Here is a 15,901-nt window from a genome sequence, read left to right on the forward strand (position 1 = left end):
AAAAAAACGCCCCGCTCACGAACCGCCGAACCAGTTGTAGCCCTGATCGACCCAATAACCGCCGGGATACGTGTTGGTGACGAAGATCTCGACGATATGCTTCGGGTTCTTGTAGCCGAGCTTGGTCGGCATGCGCAGCTTCATCGGATAGCCGTATTTCGCGGGCAGGCGCTCGCCGTCGTACTCGAACGTGAGCAGCGTCTGCGGATGCAGCGCTGTCGGCATGTCGATGCTTTCGTAGTAGTCGTCCGCGCAGCGAAAGCCGACGTACTTCGCTGTTGTGTCCGCGCCCACGCGGCGCAGGAACGCGGCGAACGGCGTGCCGCCCCAGCGTCCGATCGCGCTCCATCCTTCCACGCAGATATGCCGTGTGATCTGTTCCGCGTGCGGCAACGCGTACAGTTGCGGCAGCGTCCAGACGCGCTGTCCGGTCACGAGACCGCTCACTGTCAGGCGATAGTCGCTGCCGTTCACATCGGGCACTTCGTCGATGCCATAGAACGCGTTGAACGGAAACGGCCGCGTGAGTTGCGCTTCGGTGTAGGTCGGCGCGAGCCGCTTCGGATCGAACAGCAGCGCCTGCGCGCGATCGTTCAGGCGTGACACGGCTTTTAGAAATGTGCTGACCGAGTCGGCGTCGGTGATCGTGCAGCCCGTCAGCAGCGACAGGCCGCCGAGCGTCAGCATGCGCTTTCCGAAGAGACGGCGCGAAGGCATCTGCAACTCGCGGCGCGCATCGGCGAGAATCGTTGCGCGGTCCAGCAGAATGGGCCGCTTGTCGTTCGGGTTCATGTCGTTCACTCCGGCAAGGATCAGCGGCCGCGCAGCATCGTCAACAGCGAGCGCGGGACGAGCGCCACCATCGCGACATGCACGGCGACGAACGCGGCCATCACCGCCATCGCGCAGAAGTGCACGACGCGCGCGTTGTCGTAGCCGCCCATCAGGTCGCGCAGCAGCGGAAACTGCACCGACTTCCAGATCGCGAACCCCGACAGCACGAGCACCACGAGATCGACCATGACGACGAGATACGCGAGCTTCTGCACCGCGTTGTACTCGCGCAAATCCGCATGCGAGAGCTTGCCTCTCAATGCCGCCATCAAGTCGCGCAACACGGCGCGCGGCGAAAGCGGAAAGAACCTGGCGACGAAGCGCCCGCTCGCGATGTTGAGCGCGAAATAGACGATGCCGTTGAACACCAGCAGCCACATCGCCGCAAAGTGCCATTGCAGCGCGCCGCCGAGCCAGCCGCCGAGCGTGAGCGACGGCGGAATCACGATGTTCCGAAACACGGGCGACGCGTCGTAAATGCGCCAGCCGGAAAACATCATGACGAGCGCCGCCAAGGCGTTCAGCCAATGCGTGACGCGCAACCAGAGCGGATGAACCGGCAACTGCGCCGGCGCATTGAGCGGCACGCTTTCGCGCGCCGCAGTGAGAGTCGCTTTCATCGTCTTCATGTCGATCACCGTGGCAGGTTGATACAGGTGAATTCGTCCGCGACATGAAGCGGGTTACAGCTATTGCACGCAAAAAAACTTTAACGCGCGATGTAACCGGCGAACGCGAACCAGCGAATTAACCCGTGAAAGGAGGCCGGTGAAGCGCCGGATGAAGAAGATGACCGACGACCGCGCTATAGTGGCGCATTGCGGCTTCGGCTATGCCGAAGCGACCGATCCGAAGCCGGGCGCCCCGCTCGCCTCCAAGGCGGCGGACGGTGCGCGCGTCTCGTCGTCTCGTCGTCCCGTCAATCGAGAAGCCATGCTGCAAGAAGCGGAAAGCCGCCTGAAAGCGTTGTTCGTTCGCGGTCTGGACGGCGATGCCGACGCTTATCGAGACTTTCTGCAAGCACTCACACGGCATCTGCGCGGGTTTCTGCGCAAGCGCATTCCGCGCTATCGCGACGACGTGGAAGACCTCGTTCAGGAGATCCTGCTCGCCGTGCATAACGCGCGTCACACCTATCGTCAGGACGAACCGCTGACAGCGTGGCTGCACGCCATTGCCCGCTACAAGCTAATGGATTACTTCCGCTCGCGCGCGCGCCGCGAATCGCTCAACGACCCGCTCGACGACCATGCCGACCTGCTCGCCAGCATCGACGACGATCCCGCCGAAGCGCGGCACGACATCGGCAAGCTGCTCGACCATTTGCCTGACAAACAGCGCCTGCCCATCGTTCACATGAAACTCGAAGGCCTCTCCGTGACGGAAACGGCGCGCATCACCGGCCTGTCGGAATCGGCGGTGAAGGTCGGCGTGCATCGCGGTCTCAAGGCGCTGGCCGCGCGCATCCGGGGACTGCGATGAAAACCGACGATCTCATCGGCCTTCTGTCGAACCAGGTGACGCGCGTCGAGCGCGGCGCTGTCGCGCGCCGTTTCGCGAAGGCGCTGGTTGCGGGCGCATTGGGCTCGCTCGTGTTGATGTGCGTGGTGTTCGGCGTGCGGCACGATCTCGCGAGCGTCGCGCGCACGGCCATCTTCTGGGCCAAGCTCGCGTATCCGCTGGCCATCGCGATCGGCGCGCTGCTCGCGATAACGCGGCTCGGTCGGCCGGGCGCGCGCGCGGGTTATGCGTGGGCGCTGATCGCGCTGCCGTTCATCGCGGTGTGGGCCGCGAGCCTGCTCGTGCTCGACGGCGCGGCGCCGGGGGCACGCTGGCCGCTCGTCCTCGGTCAGACCTGGCGCACGTGTCCTCTGAACATCATGCTGCTTTCGCTGCCGACATTGCCTGCCGTATTCTGGGCCGTCAAATCGCTTGCGCCGACGCAACTGCGGCTCGCGGGCGCCGTCGCCGGCTTGCTCGCGAGTTCCGCTGCGACCATCGTGTATTGCCTGCATTGTCCCGAGATGAGCCCGGCGTTCTGGAGCGTGTGGTACGCAATCGGGATGCTGGCGCCCGCGGGCATCGGCGCGTGGCTCGGACCGAAGCTGCTGCGATGGTGAGAGCAAACGGCGATGCCACGGGCGGCCGGGCGTTACTCCGGCTGCTATGTCCGCGCCACTGTGTCGGGCGATTGTTCCGACCGTACGCTGGCGAGTGTCGCGCACCTTCACACCTGCTGGGCAGGCGCCCGTGGGTGATTCATTGTGCGCTATCGGCGCGGGCATCGCACGAGGCTCGCCAATGCGAGCGCGCGCCCGCTAATGCGAATGCCGATGATGAATATCCGGGAAATGCGCATGCGAATGCGTGATCGGCAGATGCACGTGCGGGTGCGTATGCGGTTCGTCGCCGGAATAAGGGAAGTCGTGCTCGTGCCGATGATGCTCGTCATGGCGATGCCGATGCGTATGCTCCAGCCATTCATGACGGTGCTCGTGCACGTGCCGCTCGCGCACGTGCAGCCAGATGCCCAGCGCCATCAGAACGGCGGCGATCGCGAAAGACAGATCGGGCCGCGCAGGCCACATCGCGAAGGAAATGATCACGCCGAATAGCGGCGCAACGGAAAAGTAAGCGCCGGTCCGCGCCGTGCCGAGATGACGAAGCGCGACCACGAACAACACGAGGCTGATGCCATAGCCGGCGAAACCGGTCAGCATTGCCGCCGCCATCGTTGCCACGGACGGAAGCGTCGCGCCGCTCGCCATGGCAATGCCGAGATTCACGGGACCGGCCACGAGGCCCTTCAGACACGCGATGACCATCGCGTCGTTGGCCGAGACCTTGCGGGTCAGATTGTTGTCGATGGCCCAGCACAGACACGCGCCGGCGATCAGCAATGCGCCGGGCGGCACGCCCGCCTGTCCCGGATGCCACGACAGCAGCACGCCGCCGGCGACGATCGCGACCATGCCGAGAAAGACCTGAAGATCGACGTTCTCGCGGAACACCACCCAGGCGAGCACGGCGGTCAGCACACCTTCGAGGTTCAGCAGCAGCGAACTGGTTGCCGCGGGCGTGCTCGCGAGCCCGAGCATCAGCAGCGCCGGACCGGCGACGCCGCCCATGGCTATCGCGCCGGCAAGCCAGGGGAGTTCCGCTTTCTGAATGTGGTGTTGCGCGCCGGACGCAGCGCCGCGCTTTGCGAGCGAGCGCCACGCGCGACTCAGGCCGAGACTCAAGCCAAGACCCACGCCGCTGCCGAGATAAAACAGTCCTGCGAGCATGAACGGACTGACCGCGCCGAGCAGCGCCTTGGCAAGCGGCGTCGCCGCGCCGAACAATGCCGCAGCAGCCAGTGCGGTGAACACCGCGCTATGTCCCGTCTTCACAATCTGGAGCCTCGCATCGTCGCAAACGGATAGTTTACCGGCGATGGCGACGAGCGGCGCACTTCACTTCAATGAAGACCGCCTACTGTCCTCGCAAATCAGTCATCGTCGTCGTGATGATGGTGGTGGTGCTCCCAGCCCCGATGCCAACCGTGATCGTGGTGCCAACGGTGGCCGTCGTCATCGTCGTCTTCGTAGCGGTATCCGTAGCCGTAAGCCGGCGCATACACCACGCGCGGCGGCGGCTCGTACACGACCGGAGGCGGCGCCACGTACATCGGACCCGGCACACCCAGAAAAACGCCGATATCCGCATGGGCGAAAGCCGCGCTCGAAACACAGGCAGCGGACAGTCCCACTGCGATCAAAAGGGTAGCGCGTTTCATGGTGTTCTCCTGCCCTGCTCCATGCCGGCGGATGCCGAACAACAACGAGGGACGAACGCACGGATTATAAAAGTGCCATGGCCGCCGAAGTAAAGCCGGACTGTGAATCCTGTAACCGGCAGTAACCGGACGAAGCGCGCGCTTTCCACTCCAGGCTCACTATCGCCATCGGCATCATTCCGTCGGCATGCGGGTGATACATGAACCCGCCGTGCTGCTCCAGCTGGAACTCGTAGACGAAGATTCTGCCGGGCGCAATATGCGGCTGCGCGCGGCCGCTCACGCCCTCAAGACCGTGCCGCCGATGCCCGTCGCGCCTGCCTGTTTCGGCCGTGGACATACAAGGCCGGCAGCAGGTTCGTACTCAGCAAACCGCTCCACACGAGCCCGCCCAGCGTGACGATGGCGAGCCCCTGTTCCGGCGCCGCGCCCGTTCCGAAACCGAGCGCGGTCGGCAACAGACCGAGCGACGCCGTCAGCACAGTCAGGAGAATCGGCCTGAAGCGCACTTCCACTGCATGCCTCACCGCCTCCACGACCGGCTGGCCACTCGCTTCATTGCGCTTCACCATCTGAAGAAGCACGATGCCGTGATTCAGGCTCACGCCGATCAGCGTGAGAAACGCAATGAGCCCGATGGCATTCAGACCCACGCCGCTGACGAGAAGCGCAATCGCGCCGCCCGAAAACCCGAGCGGCATCTGCAACAGCAGAAGACCCGGCACGAGGAAACCATCGAACTGCAAGGTGAGAATGCCGAGCATCAGCGCGAGCGCGATCGCGGCGGCGACCGCCACGTTGATCACCGCGCGTTCGAGCTGCGGATAGAGGCCGCCGAACTTCACGTCGTAGCCGGGCGGCAGCTTCAGCGTGGCCAATGCCTGTTTCGAATCCGCGATGACCTTGCCGAGCGGCGCGGTGGGCGTCGCGAGAATTTCGACCGCGCGCAATCCATCCAGATGGCGGATCACGTTAGGGCCGGTCTTCATCGAGACGTCGGCGACGTCGCCGAGCGCAGTCCATCCTTTCGCCATGACGGGAATCTGCCGGAGTTCGTCGAGCGAGAATTGCGTGGGCTCGCCGAGCCGGATGAAGACATCGAGATGGCCATTGCCCTCCGGAACCGTTGCGACGATCTGCCCCGCAAGCAGCATGTGCAGTTGCGAAAAGAGCTGCGCGGCGGTGAGGCCATGCAGCGCGAGCGCCCCCGCCTTCGGCGTGATTTGCAGTTCCGTGACGGGATAGCCGTCGTTGTTGAACACGTCGGAGAGATTCGGTACCGTCGAGAGGCGTCGCGTGACCTCGGTCGAGAGCGATTGCAGCGTGTCCACCGAACTGCCATACACGTCGATCACAAACGGCTGCGGCAAACCCGACAGCGTTTCGCCCAGACGCTCCAGCGTGGGCGTGCCGACAATCGTCTGCACGCCGGGCAGTTTCGACGCATCCGAAATGCGCTTGCCGATGTCATCGAGGCTGCCCGCATTCACGTCGGGCTTCAGCGCGACCTGGATTTCGCCCGCATAGGCGGGTTCGGTGTACGACGTGCCCGAGGCCGAGCCGATGCGCGCGAACACGTGCGCGACGAACGGCAGGCCGCGAAGCCGCGTCGAAATGCGCTCGGCGGCATCGCGCGAATCGTGCAGCGACGTGCCGGGCGGCAACGTGAAGCTTTCGAGCAATACGGCTTCGTTCGGCAGCGGCAGAAAATCGACCGGCACCAGCGCCAGCCCCGCGACCGAGATCGCGAAGATGCCGACGCAACCCCACAGCGCCATGCGCGGGCGGCGCAGCGCGACATCGAAGAGGCGCAGGTTGTGCGCTTTCAACCAGGCGACGGCGCGCGCGCCGGAGCTAGGCCGCGTATGCACGCGCGGCCCGACGAAGCCGAGGACGAGCGGAATCAGCGTCAGCGAAATGACGAGCGAGGCGATCAGGCTCAATGTCATCGCGAGCGAGAACGGCACGAAGAAGAGTCCCGCCAGGCCGCCGACAAACGCGAGCGGCAGGAACACGGCGACCGTCGTCATGGTGCCCGAGATGTCCGGGCCGGCGATGTCGCGCAAGCCGCGCGCGACGCCTTCCCATCGATCGTCGCCGCTTTCCCAACGGTGATAGATGCTTTCGAGCACGATGATCGCGTCGTCGGCGAGCAGGCCGACCGCGACGGACAACGCACCGAACGTCAGCAGGTTCAGGCTCTGGCCGCCCAGATACAGGCCGGCGATGCCGAGCAGCAGCGAAAGCGGAATGCTCACCGCGAGGGCCCAGATGCCGCGGCTCGCGCCCAGCATCCAGAACAGCACCGCGACCGCGAGCACCGCGCCGATCGCGAGGTTGCGCGTGAGATCGGCCGACACCAGGCCGACGATATGCCCCTGGCTGTAGATCCGCACGAACTTCGCGCCGCCCGGCAATTGCGGCTGGAGCTGGTCCAGCGCCTTGTCCACCTCCTTGACGACCGGCACCGTGGATGCCCCCGGCTGCTTGAACACGATCAGCGCGATAGTCGGCTGGCCGTCGAGCGTGACCGCGTGATGCGAAGGCGGCGCGGCGCGCGTGACGTCGGCCACGGCGTTCAGCGGAATCGTGCCGGCAGGCGCGGACAATGCAATGTCGTCATATTGCGCCGGCGTGGCGGGCAGGCTGCGGCCTTCGATGAAAATATCCTGATGCCCGAGATCGACATAGCCGCTCGGCACCATCGCGGTCGCCGCGGCCAGCGACGACGCGAGGTCCGTCACCGAGACATTGAACTGCTGCATTCTCCCGAGGTTCGGGCGGACCCAGATCGCGTCGGCGCCCGGCCCCGCGACCGACACTTTCTGCACGCCGGAAACCGCGCGAATACGCGGCACGATATCGGTTTCGATCACGCGCTGCGCTTGCGATGCATCGACGCCCGGCGGAATCTGCACCGCGTAATCCGCGACTTCGTTGATCGCGTTGCCCGAGATCTCGGTGGTGAGGCTGCTGCCCGTCGGCAACGAACCATGAATGCGGCCGATCACGCCGTTCACGTCCTGGAGCGCGCTGCTGGCGTGCGTGCCTTCCGTGAAGCGTGCCTCGATCTGCACCGAGCCCTGGCCGATCACCGTGCGGACATCGCTCAGCGTGGACAGCGACGTCAGCTCGGCCTCGATGGGACGCGCCACCAGACCTTCCAGATCGAGCGTCGTCGCGCCCGGCAACTGCGCGACGATGCTCACTTGCGGCATGTTGAACTGCGGCAACACTTCCGCGTGAATATTGACGAGGGCGTAGACGCCGTAGGCAATCAGGCCCGCATAGAGCATGACCCACAGCAGCGGTCGCCTGACGATATCGGCGAGGATAGTTCGAAAAGTCATCAATCGGCTTGCTGGTAACGTTGGGCGAAGTCCTGATGAAACAGCAGATACGCGTCCTGGGTCACGACACGTTCGTCCCGCGCGAGTCCCTGGTCGATGGACGTCCATCCGTTGTCGGAAGCGCCCGGCACGACCTTCCTGCGATGCTCGCCCGCCTTGTCGTGCACGAGCACCCACCATTGGCCGCCGTCGAGCACCAGCGCGCTCGCGGGCACCGCGAGCCTGTCGGTCGTCCTGGCGAGTGTCAGCGTGCCCACTGCGCCGACTCGCAACGCCTGGCTATCCGACGGCTTCAGCCACACGTCCTGCTGTCCCGGCACGGTCGCGCTGAGCGACAGGCGCTCGACGACCACGCGCAGCGGCGCAGCAGCGCCCTCCGGCAAGAACGTGCCTGCCATGCCGGGCGCCACCCGCGTCGCGCCGTTGCCATACACACTCGCGACGACATACAGCCCGTTCGAAGGCGCGATCGTCACGAGTGCCTGCCCCGCGCTCGCGAGCTGTCCGTCGGCGGCGCTGACGGCGGTCACCGTGCCCGATTGCGGCGCGCTCAGCGACACCAGGCTCTCATAGTTTTTGCTCGCGGCCTGCGCGGCGAGCAACTGTTGACGCGCGCTGTCGCGCTCGGCCTCTGCATGCAGAACGGCGTCGCGCGTGCTGAGCTGGTCGTCGAGCTTCTGCTGTTCGATCGTGGCGGCCTGGATGGCCGTGCGCGCGCGAATGTCCGCCGATTTTTGCTCGGCGTTCAAACGCGTCCGCTCCGCGATCACCGCGGGGCCCGTCAGACGGGCAAGCATCTGCCCGCGGCGCACGGCATCGCCTGGCAGAACGCGCAGACCCTCGACGGTTCCCGCGGTCGAGGCCGTCAACGCGACGTTCGACGCCGCCTGAACCCGCGCGGGCGCCGACACGGTCTGCGTGATGTGCTTCGGCACGGCGGGCATCGTGACGACATCCGCAGCGAACGCGCCCTGGCTGACCATCAGCACGGACACTGCGAACACGGACACTGCGGCAAAAGTTGAGAGTCGGCTCGCTTTCATCGTATGGCCTGTTGAAACGGTTGATGATCTATCGCGCTCACGCCGATCAGCGTGCACAACTCCACGTGCTCCTGGAGCACCGAGTTCGCGAGCTTCTCCGAGGCAATGCGCTGTGCGCCGTACTGCGATTCGAGGTCGGCGAGCGCGCCAAGCGCGAGGTTGCCTTGCTGGAAAGCGGCCCGCGCCTTTTCCAACGAGGTGTTGAGCGCGGCTTCGGCGCCACGCGCGGCCTGTAGCTGTTCCTGCTGAAGTTTCAGGTCGGCGGTGATGACCTGCACGGCCGCGTAGGCGTCGTCCAGACGTTGCACGTATTCCTCGTAGAGGCGTTCGCGCGTGGCCTTTTCGATGGCGATGTTGCCGCGGTTGCCGTTAAAAAGCGGCAGCGTCACCGAGAGGCTGAGCCCGGACGTATAAATGGCCGACGTATCGCGGCCTCGCGTCACGCCGATGTCGAGCTTCGGAAACTGGCCGAGCAGCGCCGCCCGGTAGCGTTCGTCCTGTTCGTCGTAGCCCGCGCGCAGCGCCAGCAGGTCCGGACGATGCTGCCCGAGGTCCGCGAGCGCCGTCTCGATCACGCTATCCGGAATCTCCGCCGGTTCCGGCGGCGCGGCGAGCGTGAACTGGGTGCCCGGACGCAGGCCGAGCAGCGTATCGAGTTCCTGGATCGCGTGCAGATGCTCGCGCCGCAACCCAAACGATTCCTGCGCGCTGTCGCGATACCGCGTTTGCGCCAGCATGTCGGCATCGCGCGTGATGTCGGCGCGCGCGAGCGCGCTGTCCATCCGGCTCGCGACAGCCCGCTGATGCGTCGCCATCCGGTCGGTCTCGTCTTCGAGACGCGCGAGGTTCACGTTGCGCACATAAAGCGCATACGCGTGATTGGCGACCTGCCAGCGCGTCCATTCGAGCGCGAGCTGTTTCTGGTCGAGCAAGGCATTGGCCGCCTTCTTTTTGGCGGGACGATCGACGAGCGCCGACACCTCGTAACTCAACTCGACCATGAAGGCAGGCACAAAGCCGGCGGCGCCCGGACGGTCCGTGCTGAAGTTGAGCGTGGGATCGGGCGGCAGACCGTCCGCATAGCGCTTTGCCTTCGCGACGTCGACCTCGCGCTGCGCCATGCGGACCTCCGGGCTGTACTGGAGCGCGCGCGACACGACCTGATCGGCGGTCAACGGGGCTGCGCGGGCATCGAAACGGGCATCGAAACGGGCATCCACGCGGGCATCCACGCGGGCATCGCTCGCCGCAGCCCATTGCGGCGCGTCCGGCAAGGGCCGCGGCACATAGGTCGTGCATCCGCCGATCAGCAGGAAGGCCGCGCATTCGAGCGGCAGGAGGCACATCGCGCGTGGCGATCGCCCCATCGTCGCGAGAATTGCGCGGGGCAGTTTGCTATCGTACGAACCGTGCGTCACGATGAGGGACCTGGCGGGAAGAGAACCTGCGGATCGTATTGGGCGACACTTATTTTTCACTTAAGACGCGGCCACGGCCGCCCACAGCTATGCGAGTGCTTCTGATCGAAGACGACGAAATGATTGGCGAGGCCGTGGTGGAGGCGCTCAAGGACGCCGCCTATGCGCCCGACTGGGTGCGCGACGGCAACCTGGCGAGCGCCGCATTGATGGTGCGCGAGCACGATGTCGTGCTGCTCGACCTCAATCTGCCGGGACGCAGCGGTGTCGATGTGCTGCGCGAGCTGCGGACGCGGCGCGAGAAGGTACCGGTCATCATCCTGACCGCGCGCGACAGCATCGAGGACCGGATCATTGGTCTCGATGCGGGCGCGGACGACTATCTCGTCAAGCCATTTGAAATCGGCGAACTGCTTGCGCGCCTGCGAGCGGTGACGCGGCGCCTCGGCGAACATCGCGAATCGAAAATGACGAGCGCCGGCCTCACCGTCGACGCCGCGACGCACATGGCGACGTACGAAGGCAAAGAGGCGCGCCTCACGAGCCGCGAGTTCGCCTTGCTCAGCGCCTTGCTTTTGCGTCCCGGCACCGTGCTCTCGCGCGAGCAGCTCGAACAGAAGCTGTATGCGTGGGGACAGCACATCGAAAGCAACACGGTCGAAGTGCTCATTCACGGCATCCGCAAAAAGCTGGGTGCTCCGGCAATTCGCAACGTACGGGGTGTGGGATGGCTGGTGGAAAAATGACGCGCCCGCGCTCGCTCACTTCACAGTTGCTCGTGTGGATCGGCGGCGTGATCGTGGCGACAGGGATTGTCGCGTGTGGGTTTTCGTTCGTTTTCGCCTATCAGGAAGCCAGCGAACTTCAGGACGGCCAGTTAAAGGAGATTGCCACGCTGATCGACCGGCAGGCGATCACGCTGCCTGATCCGTCCGCCGCGGTGACGAGTTCGCCGGACACCGAAGTGCGGATCGTGATCGACAAGCTGGAAAGCGGCACGGCGGGCATGCTGCAAGCCACCGGCCTCACGATTCCCGCGACGATAACCGACGGCTTCCACGACATGGAGGGCGGCGGCCAGTGGTGGCGGCTCAATGTCCACACGCTCGCAAGCGGCGAGCGCATCGCGGTCGCCGAGCCGTCTGCGCTGCGTGACGAGATCGCCCGCGACGGCGCGATGCGAACGCTGGTGCCGGCGCTGGTGTTGCTGCCCACCTTGTTTATCGTGATCGTGGTGGTGGTGCGCAAACAACTGGCTCCGATGACGCGGCTCTCGGCGGCGATCGACCGGCAGACGGAGACTTCTCTCGACACGTTGTCGGAGGAAGGCATCGCGCTGGAAGTTCTGCCGTTTGTCCGCTCGATCAACCACCTGATCGAGCGGCTGCGCGACGCGATTTCACACCAGCGCCGTTTCGTGGCAAGCGCCGCGCACGAACTGCGTTCGCCGCTGGCGGCGCTGTCGCTGCAAGCCGAAAACCTCGGCAGCGCGGTGACCACCGCGTCGGGCGCGGCAAGACTGAAGGCCTTTCAAGCGGGGCTGCGACGAACGCAGCGGCTCGTCGAGCAGTTGCTGCAACTCGCGCGCTCGGAACACACGCCGCCCCTGCCGATGCAGGAAGCGTCGCTGCGCGTCATCGCGACGGAAGCCGTGAACAGTGTTCTCGACATGGCGCGCGACAGGCAGATAGACATTGGTTTCGAACGATTCGACGACGCGATCGTGTGGCTCGACGAGGCCACTATCGCGGTGATCCTCCGAAATCTGATCGACAACGCCGTGCGGTATGCGCCGGTTGGCGGCAAGGTGGATATTTCGGCCGTCCTCTCGGACGGCCGGGTGATGTTCGAGGTTTCCGATTCCGGCAACGGCATTCCCGAGGACGAATTGCAGCGGGTGCTGGAGCCGTTTTATCGGCTCGATCATTCGGCCTCGGCGGGAAGTGGTCTCGGGCTTTCCATCGTCTCGGAACTCGCGCGCCGGACCGGAGGACAGTTGGTGCTTGAGAATATCGAGGGCGGGTTTCGGGCCAGGTATTTCTGCGCGGTGGGAGTTAGGCCCGAAACAAGCTCGAAATAAGCCCCAATTAATGTCAGGCGGCCGCGAGCCGGCTAGCTCGCTGGCTGCGCGACAGGAAACTTCCAGTTGCCGTCGAGTATTTCCGCGCGCGGACGATACAGCCGAACCATGTAGTTCCAACCGTCCATGATCGGAAGGCAATTGGGCGTCTTGCCGTCGCAGCCGCCGAACCGGATCGTGACACCGCCGTCGCTGCCCTTCTTCGCGGTGATGCTATTCAACGAGTACGCGTTATACGCGTTCTTCTGATAATAGCCCTCTGCGTTGTAGACACTGACCGACCAGAATCCGTCGACCGGTACGTCCTTCACCTTCAATGAATAGCTTGTTTTCCCGTCGTTTTGTGTCGGGACGACGTTGAGGTAGATCGCATCGCGCGGTGAGTTGGCGCCCCAGGCCGAAGCGGCGCCGATCAGATATTGAACCGGATCGACCTCGTCTTTCGTGCCGAAGGCGCGGCGCGTGTCCGTCACCGTGCTTGCGAGGCCGAGGAGCGCATCGCGAATTTTCTTCTGGCTGGCTTTATCCCAGTTCGGCGTTTCGAACTTGCCGGGACCGCCGGGTTGCGAGACCTTGATCGCATCTTGCAGTGCATGTACGCGAGCCAGATCGCCGGAATCGCTCGGATCGGTCAACGTGCGAATGCCGGCGAGCACATAACGCGTGCCGGCTTTTTCCTTGCTCAGCTGATGCGGCCCCGCTCCGTATTCGGTGGTCGTGTATTGATCTTCGGTGATGATCTGAAGCGACATGAACCGTTGCCCCGCATCGGGCAGCGTAATCGTGACCGGCCCGGCGTCGAGGTCGAATACCCGCGACGAGTACAACGTATCGCGATTGCCTCGAATTACGCTCTGATGGTCGACCGGCAAGAGATCGCGAATATGGTGCCATCCTCCGAACCCGCCGCCTTTTACGGAGTTGGTGAAATAAAGATCGGTTTCCGCGCGAACGAAGTTATCGACCGTCACCGGCGCAGTTTCTTCGCCGAACGCAAGCGCGGACGCGCAGGCGAAGGCAAGCGCGGCGATCAGGTTTTTTTTCATGGAGTTTTCCTGTTCATTGTTGTGAGGCAACTTCCTCGACGTCGGGTAGCATCCACGCTTGGTCGAAGAGTGGCTCCTGCGGCCTGTACAAGCCCATCGTGACGACTCATCCATGTTCCCCGCGTGTGGGGTTCAATTGGATTCTTTTCCGGCAGGGGCAAGAACGGCACGTTAGTCGCCATCGTGATCAGGCTGACAACCGCCATCCGCTTGCCATGCGCGAGGTAGTCAACCGCAGGCCCGCATGCGCGGCCACCCGACTTACCCCACGACTTTCCCCACCACCGGCGCCCTTCTCACTTCCGACAGATAGATCAGAATGAGCGACACCCAGACAATCCCGTAAAGGAACATAAAACAACTCGAGCGCACCTTGAACAGGTCCAACAGCACGCCGAAAATAACCGGCAGCAGGAACCCGCCAAGCCCGCCCGCAAGACCTACGATTCCTGTCACCACGCCCATGTTGTTGGCGAAGTCATCTGCAACGTACTTGAACGTCGATGCCATCCCAAACGCGAACACCGCGCCCAGCGCAAACGTCAGTACCACGAACAAGATCAGCGTGACTTCGATATGCAGACTCACCGTGCCGCCCACCGTGTGAATGACGAGGTCGGTTGGCGGATACGACAGCAAAAAAAGGCAAACCCAGGCAACCCACAGCCCCCACCACGTCACGCTGTGCGCGCCGAAGCGGTCGGCGAGTCCACCGCCCACCGCGCGCAAAATCGACCCTGGCAGCGAAAATCCCGCAGCGAACGCGGACGCCACCACGAGCGACATGCCGTATTCGGCCTTCAGATACTGCGGTATCCACAGCGACAGTGCCGTAAAGCCGCCAAACGTAATCGAGTAGAACTGGCACAAGCGCCAGACGTGAGGATTACGCAATACCTTGAACGCGTCGAGCCACGACCCCTGTTTTCGCCCGGCGCCCGGATCGGGCGCCGACGCGAACCAGAAGATCACCGCGGTTGCCAGCAGCGCGAGCGCGTACACGCGCGGCACGAAGCGCCAGCCATACGCGGCCTGCAACGAAGGCGTGACGAACAGGTTCACCGCGGCCCCGGCCGTGCCCGCGCCGAAAAAGCCCATCGCGAAGCCGCGCCGCCCGGGCGGAAAAAAACGCGCGACGTACGGCGTGCCCACTGCAAACGACGCACCCACGCAGCCGAGAAACAGCCCGATCAACAAAAACTGCCACAACGCGGTTGCATAACTGACAATATAAACGGGTACAGTGCAAACGACTAGCAGCACCGTCATCACGATGCGTCCGCCAAAACGATCGGTCCACGCGCCGAGCGGCAGGCGCATCAACGCGCCCGTCAAAACCGGTGTCGATGTCAGCAGTCCGAACTCCGTGCTGTTCAGATGCAGGTCCTCGCGCAACTGCACACCGAGCACGCCGAACATCATCCATACGACGAAGCAGACGAGAAACGCGAGCGTGCTCGCCAGCAACACCGACCACGCCTGCGCGCTGACGCCGGGCGTCGCGCCGAAATTCTTCATGTCGCCTTGTGCGCTCATGGCTGTTTCCTTATCTATTGAACGAGCGGGCCGTTGGCGTCGCCCAGAACCGCGCCCTCGATTCGCGCACGCGCTGCGAGCACGCTCACGTATTGCTGGATCGCCTTGTGGCGGACACGTTCGCCGAGAAAGCGCGCGATGTCGGCCTCGACCGACTCGAACGGAAGACGCTCGCCTTCCACTCGCCTCTCGACTCGCACGATATGAAAGCCAAATCGTGTATTGACGAGTCCCGGCATCACGCCGATGTTCTGCGAGTCGAATAACGCGCGCTCGAATTCCGGCACGCTGTCGCCGCGCAATAGCTGCCCGAGGCTTCCCGCCACTTTCGCGGACGGGCAGTTCGACCATTCACGCGCCATGTCGCCGAACGTGTCAGGCGCGCTCAGCACCTGTTGCAACGTGGTCTCGGCTTTGTGCCGGATCAACGCGAGCGGCGCGCGGCCGGTCACCGCAAAGAGAATGTGGCTCGCGAACACAATGTCGTTGCGCCTGAAGCGCTCCGGATGACTCTCGTAGTAGCGCTCGCAGTCGGCGCGCGTCGCCGTCGGCACATTCAGTTCGCTGTCGAGCAACTGGTCGAGCGACGCGTCGTCGAACGCGGCGCCATCGGCGACATGCTTCAGCTCGATCGCGCGTTGCCGCAGCAGTTCGCGAATCACGAGCGCCTGCTTCGCGGCCGCTTGCGGATCGGGCGCATCGGACTGCTGCGCGATTTCGTCGTGAATGGCAGCCGCCTCGATTGCGATGCCGTTCACGCGCAACGCGCCGCCCTCGCCCGCCCGCGCGTGCTGTTCGATCATGCTCATGGCATGC

The 15,901-nt window shown here is 64.3% G+C and carries 15 protein-coding genes; 4 read left to right on the forward strand and 11 right to left on the reverse strand.

Features of this window, described 5'->3' with window-relative positions; translation table 11 throughout:
* Positions 1 to 15 precede the first annotated feature (15 nt).
* Together VOM14_RS20885 and VOM14_RS20890 are read right to left on the reverse strand one after the other, a co-directional pair.
* Positions 16 to 792, reverse strand: a complete 777-nt coding sequence (locus VOM14_RS20885) for a molybdopterin-dependent oxidoreductase (protein WP_327630643.1) — start codon at positions 790 to 792, stop codon at positions 16 to 18.
* 20 nt (positions 793 to 812) lie between these two features.
* Complete coding sequence (locus VOM14_RS20890; RefSeq protein WP_327630721.1) at positions 813 to 1,454, reverse strand: cytochrome b/b6 domain-containing protein; 642 nt, start codon at positions 1,452 to 1,454, stop codon at positions 813 to 815.
* 313 nt (positions 1,455 to 1,767) lie between these two features.
* Here VOM14_RS20890 and VOM14_RS20895 point away from each other — a divergent pair, with 313 nt between their 5' ends.
* Positions 1,768 to 2,316 (forward strand): sigma-70 family RNA polymerase sigma factor, encoded by a 549-nt coding sequence (locus VOM14_RS20895; protein WP_327630722.1) that lies wholly within the window; start codon positions 1,768 to 1,770, stop codon positions 2,314 to 2,316.
* On the forward strand, positions 2,313 to 2,954 hold the full coding sequence (locus tag VOM14_RS20900; protein ID WP_327630644.1) for a DUF1109 domain-containing protein: 642 nt from the start codon (positions 2,313 to 2,315) through the stop codon (positions 2,952 to 2,954). The genes VOM14_RS20895 and VOM14_RS20900 overlap by 4 nt, the downstream gene beginning before the upstream one ends.
* Before the next feature lie 198 nt (positions 2,955 to 3,152).
* On the opposite strand, the gene VOM14_RS20905 is transcribed toward VOM14_RS20900, so the two are convergent.
* The 6 genes from VOM14_RS20905 to VOM14_RS20930 form a co-directional block, all read right to left on the reverse strand.
* Positions 3,153 to 4,226, reverse strand: a complete 1,074-nt coding sequence (locus tag VOM14_RS20905; protein WP_327630645.1) for a DMT family transporter — start codon at positions 4,224 to 4,226, stop codon at positions 3,153 to 3,155.
* Between the two features lie 98 nt (positions 4,227 to 4,324).
* Positions 4,325 to 4,612, reverse strand: coding sequence for a hypothetical protein (locus VOM14_RS20910; protein ID WP_327630646.1), 288 nt, complete (start codon positions 4,610 to 4,612; stop codon positions 4,325 to 4,327).
* Between the two features lie 64 nt (positions 4,613 to 4,676).
* The gene (locus tag VOM14_RS31455; RefSeq protein WP_442955570.1) at positions 4,677 to 4,952 is read right to left on the reverse strand and encodes a multicopper oxidase domain-containing protein; all 276 of its coding nucleotides are present in this window, start codon (positions 4,950 to 4,952) and stop codon (positions 4,677 to 4,679) included.
* Positions 4,900 to 7,962: an efflux RND transporter permease subunit gene (locus tag VOM14_RS20920; protein ID WP_327630647.1), complete on the reverse strand. Its 3,063-nt coding sequence runs from the start codon at positions 7,960 to 7,962 to the stop codon at positions 4,900 to 4,902. The genes VOM14_RS31455 and VOM14_RS20920 overlap by 53 nt, the downstream gene beginning before the upstream one ends.
* A complete protein-coding gene (locus VOM14_RS20925) occupies positions 7,962 to 8,966 on the reverse strand; it encodes an efflux RND transporter periplasmic adaptor subunit (RefSeq protein WP_327630648.1) in 1,005 nt (334 codons plus the stop codon). Before VOM14_RS20925 ends, VOM14_RS20920 begins: the two co-directional genes overlap by 1 nt.
* A gap of 35 nt (positions 8,967 to 9,001) precedes the next feature.
* On the reverse strand, positions 9,002 to 10,351 hold the full coding sequence (locus VOM14_RS20930) for a TolC family protein (RefSeq protein ID WP_327630649.1): 1,350 nt from the start codon (positions 10,349 to 10,351) through the stop codon (positions 9,002 to 9,004).
* A gap of 161 nt (positions 10,352 to 10,512) precedes the next feature.
* Here VOM14_RS20930 and VOM14_RS20935 point away from each other — a divergent pair, with 161 nt between their 5' ends.
* Positions 10,513 to 11,169 (forward strand): response regulator transcription factor, encoded by a 657-nt coding sequence (locus tag VOM14_RS20935; protein WP_327630650.1) that lies wholly within the window; start codon positions 10,513 to 10,515, stop codon positions 11,167 to 11,169.
* Positions 11,166 to 12,503, forward strand: coding sequence for an ATP-binding protein (locus VOM14_RS20940; protein ID WP_327630651.1), 1,338 nt, complete (start codon positions 11,166 to 11,168; stop codon positions 12,501 to 12,503). The genes VOM14_RS20935 and VOM14_RS20940 overlap by 4 nt, the downstream gene beginning before the upstream one ends.
* Before the next feature lie 32 nt (positions 12,504 to 12,535).
* Here the strand turns inward: VOM14_RS20940 and VOM14_RS20945 are convergent, their stop codons facing one another.
* The 3 genes from VOM14_RS20945 to VOM14_RS20955 all read right to left on the reverse strand — a co-directional run bounded on the left by VOM14_RS20945 (position 12,536) and on the right by VOM14_RS20955 (position 15,894).
* Positions 12,536 to 13,549 carry a DUF1254 domain-containing protein gene (locus tag VOM14_RS20945; protein WP_327630652.1) on the reverse strand — a complete coding sequence of 338 codons (1,014 nt, stop codon included), beginning with the start codon at positions 13,547 to 13,549 and terminating at the stop codon, positions 12,536 to 12,538.
* A 261-nt stretch (positions 13,550 to 13,810) separates the two neighbouring features.
* Positions 13,811 to 15,085, reverse strand: a complete 1,275-nt coding sequence (locus VOM14_RS20950) for an MFS transporter (RefSeq protein WP_327630653.1) — start codon at positions 15,083 to 15,085, stop codon at positions 13,811 to 13,813.
* A 14-nt stretch (positions 15,086 to 15,099) separates the two neighbouring features.
* Entirely contained in the window at positions 15,100 to 15,894 is a 795-nt protein-coding gene (locus VOM14_RS20955) for a peptidylprolyl isomerase (protein ID WP_327630654.1), read from the reverse strand.
* Positions 15,895 to 15,901: the final 7 nt, after the last annotated feature.

This window comes from Paraburkholderia sp. MPAMCS5 (assembly GCF_036016995.1).
Taxonomy (GTDB): domain Bacteria; phylum Pseudomonadota; class Gammaproteobacteria; order Burkholderiales; family Burkholderiaceae; genus Paraburkholderia.

Bases quoted from the DNA above. Each gene is read 5' to 3' on its own strand.
- VOM14_RS20885 (WP_327630643.1), bottom strand. From the start codon at position 792: ATGAACCCGAACGACAAGCGGCCCATTCTGCTGGACCGCGCAACGATT.
- VOM14_RS20890 (WP_327630721.1), bottom strand. From the start codon at position 1,454: ATGAAAGCGACTCTCACTGCGGCGCGCGAAAGCGTGCCGCTCAATGCG.
- VOM14_RS20895 (WP_327630722.1), top strand. From the start codon at position 1,768: ATGCTGCAAGAAGCGGAAAGCCGCCTGAAAGCGTTGTTCGTTCGCGGT.
- VOM14_RS20900 (WP_327630644.1), top strand. From the start codon at position 2,313: ATGAAAACCGACGATCTCATCGGCCTTCTGTCGAACCAGGTGACGCGC.
- VOM14_RS20910 (WP_327630646.1), bottom strand. From the start codon at position 4,612: ATGAAACGCGCTACCCTTTTGATCGCAGTGGGACTGTCCGCTGCCTGT.
- VOM14_RS31455 (WP_442955570.1), bottom strand. From the start codon at position 4,952: ATGTCCACGGCCGAAACAGGCAGGCGCGACGGGCATCGGCGGCACGGT.
- VOM14_RS20920 (WP_327630647.1), bottom strand. From the start codon at position 7,962: ATGACTTTTCGAACTATCCTCGCCGATATCGTCAGGCGACCGCTGCTG.
- VOM14_RS20930 (WP_327630649.1), bottom strand. From the start codon at position 10,351: ATGTGCCTCCTGCCGCTCGAATGCGCGGCCTTCCTGCTGATCGGCGGA.
- VOM14_RS20935 (WP_327630650.1), top strand. From the start codon at position 10,513: ATGCGAGTGCTTCTGATCGAAGACGACGAAATGATTGGCGAGGCCGTG.
- VOM14_RS20940 (WP_327630651.1), top strand. From the start codon at position 11,166: ATGACGCGCCCGCGCTCGCTCACTTCACAGTTGCTCGTGTGGATCGGC.
- VOM14_RS20945 (WP_327630652.1), bottom strand. From the start codon at position 13,549: ATGAAAAAAAACCTGATCGCCGCGCTTGCCTTCGCCTGCGCGTCCGCG.
- VOM14_RS20950 (WP_327630653.1), bottom strand. From the start codon at position 15,085: ATGAGCGCACAAGGCGACATGAAGAATTTCGGCGCGACGCCCGGCGTC.
- VOM14_RS20955 (WP_327630654.1), bottom strand. From the start codon at position 15,894: ATGAGCATGATCGAACAGCACGCGCGGGCGGGCGAGGGCGGCGCGTTG.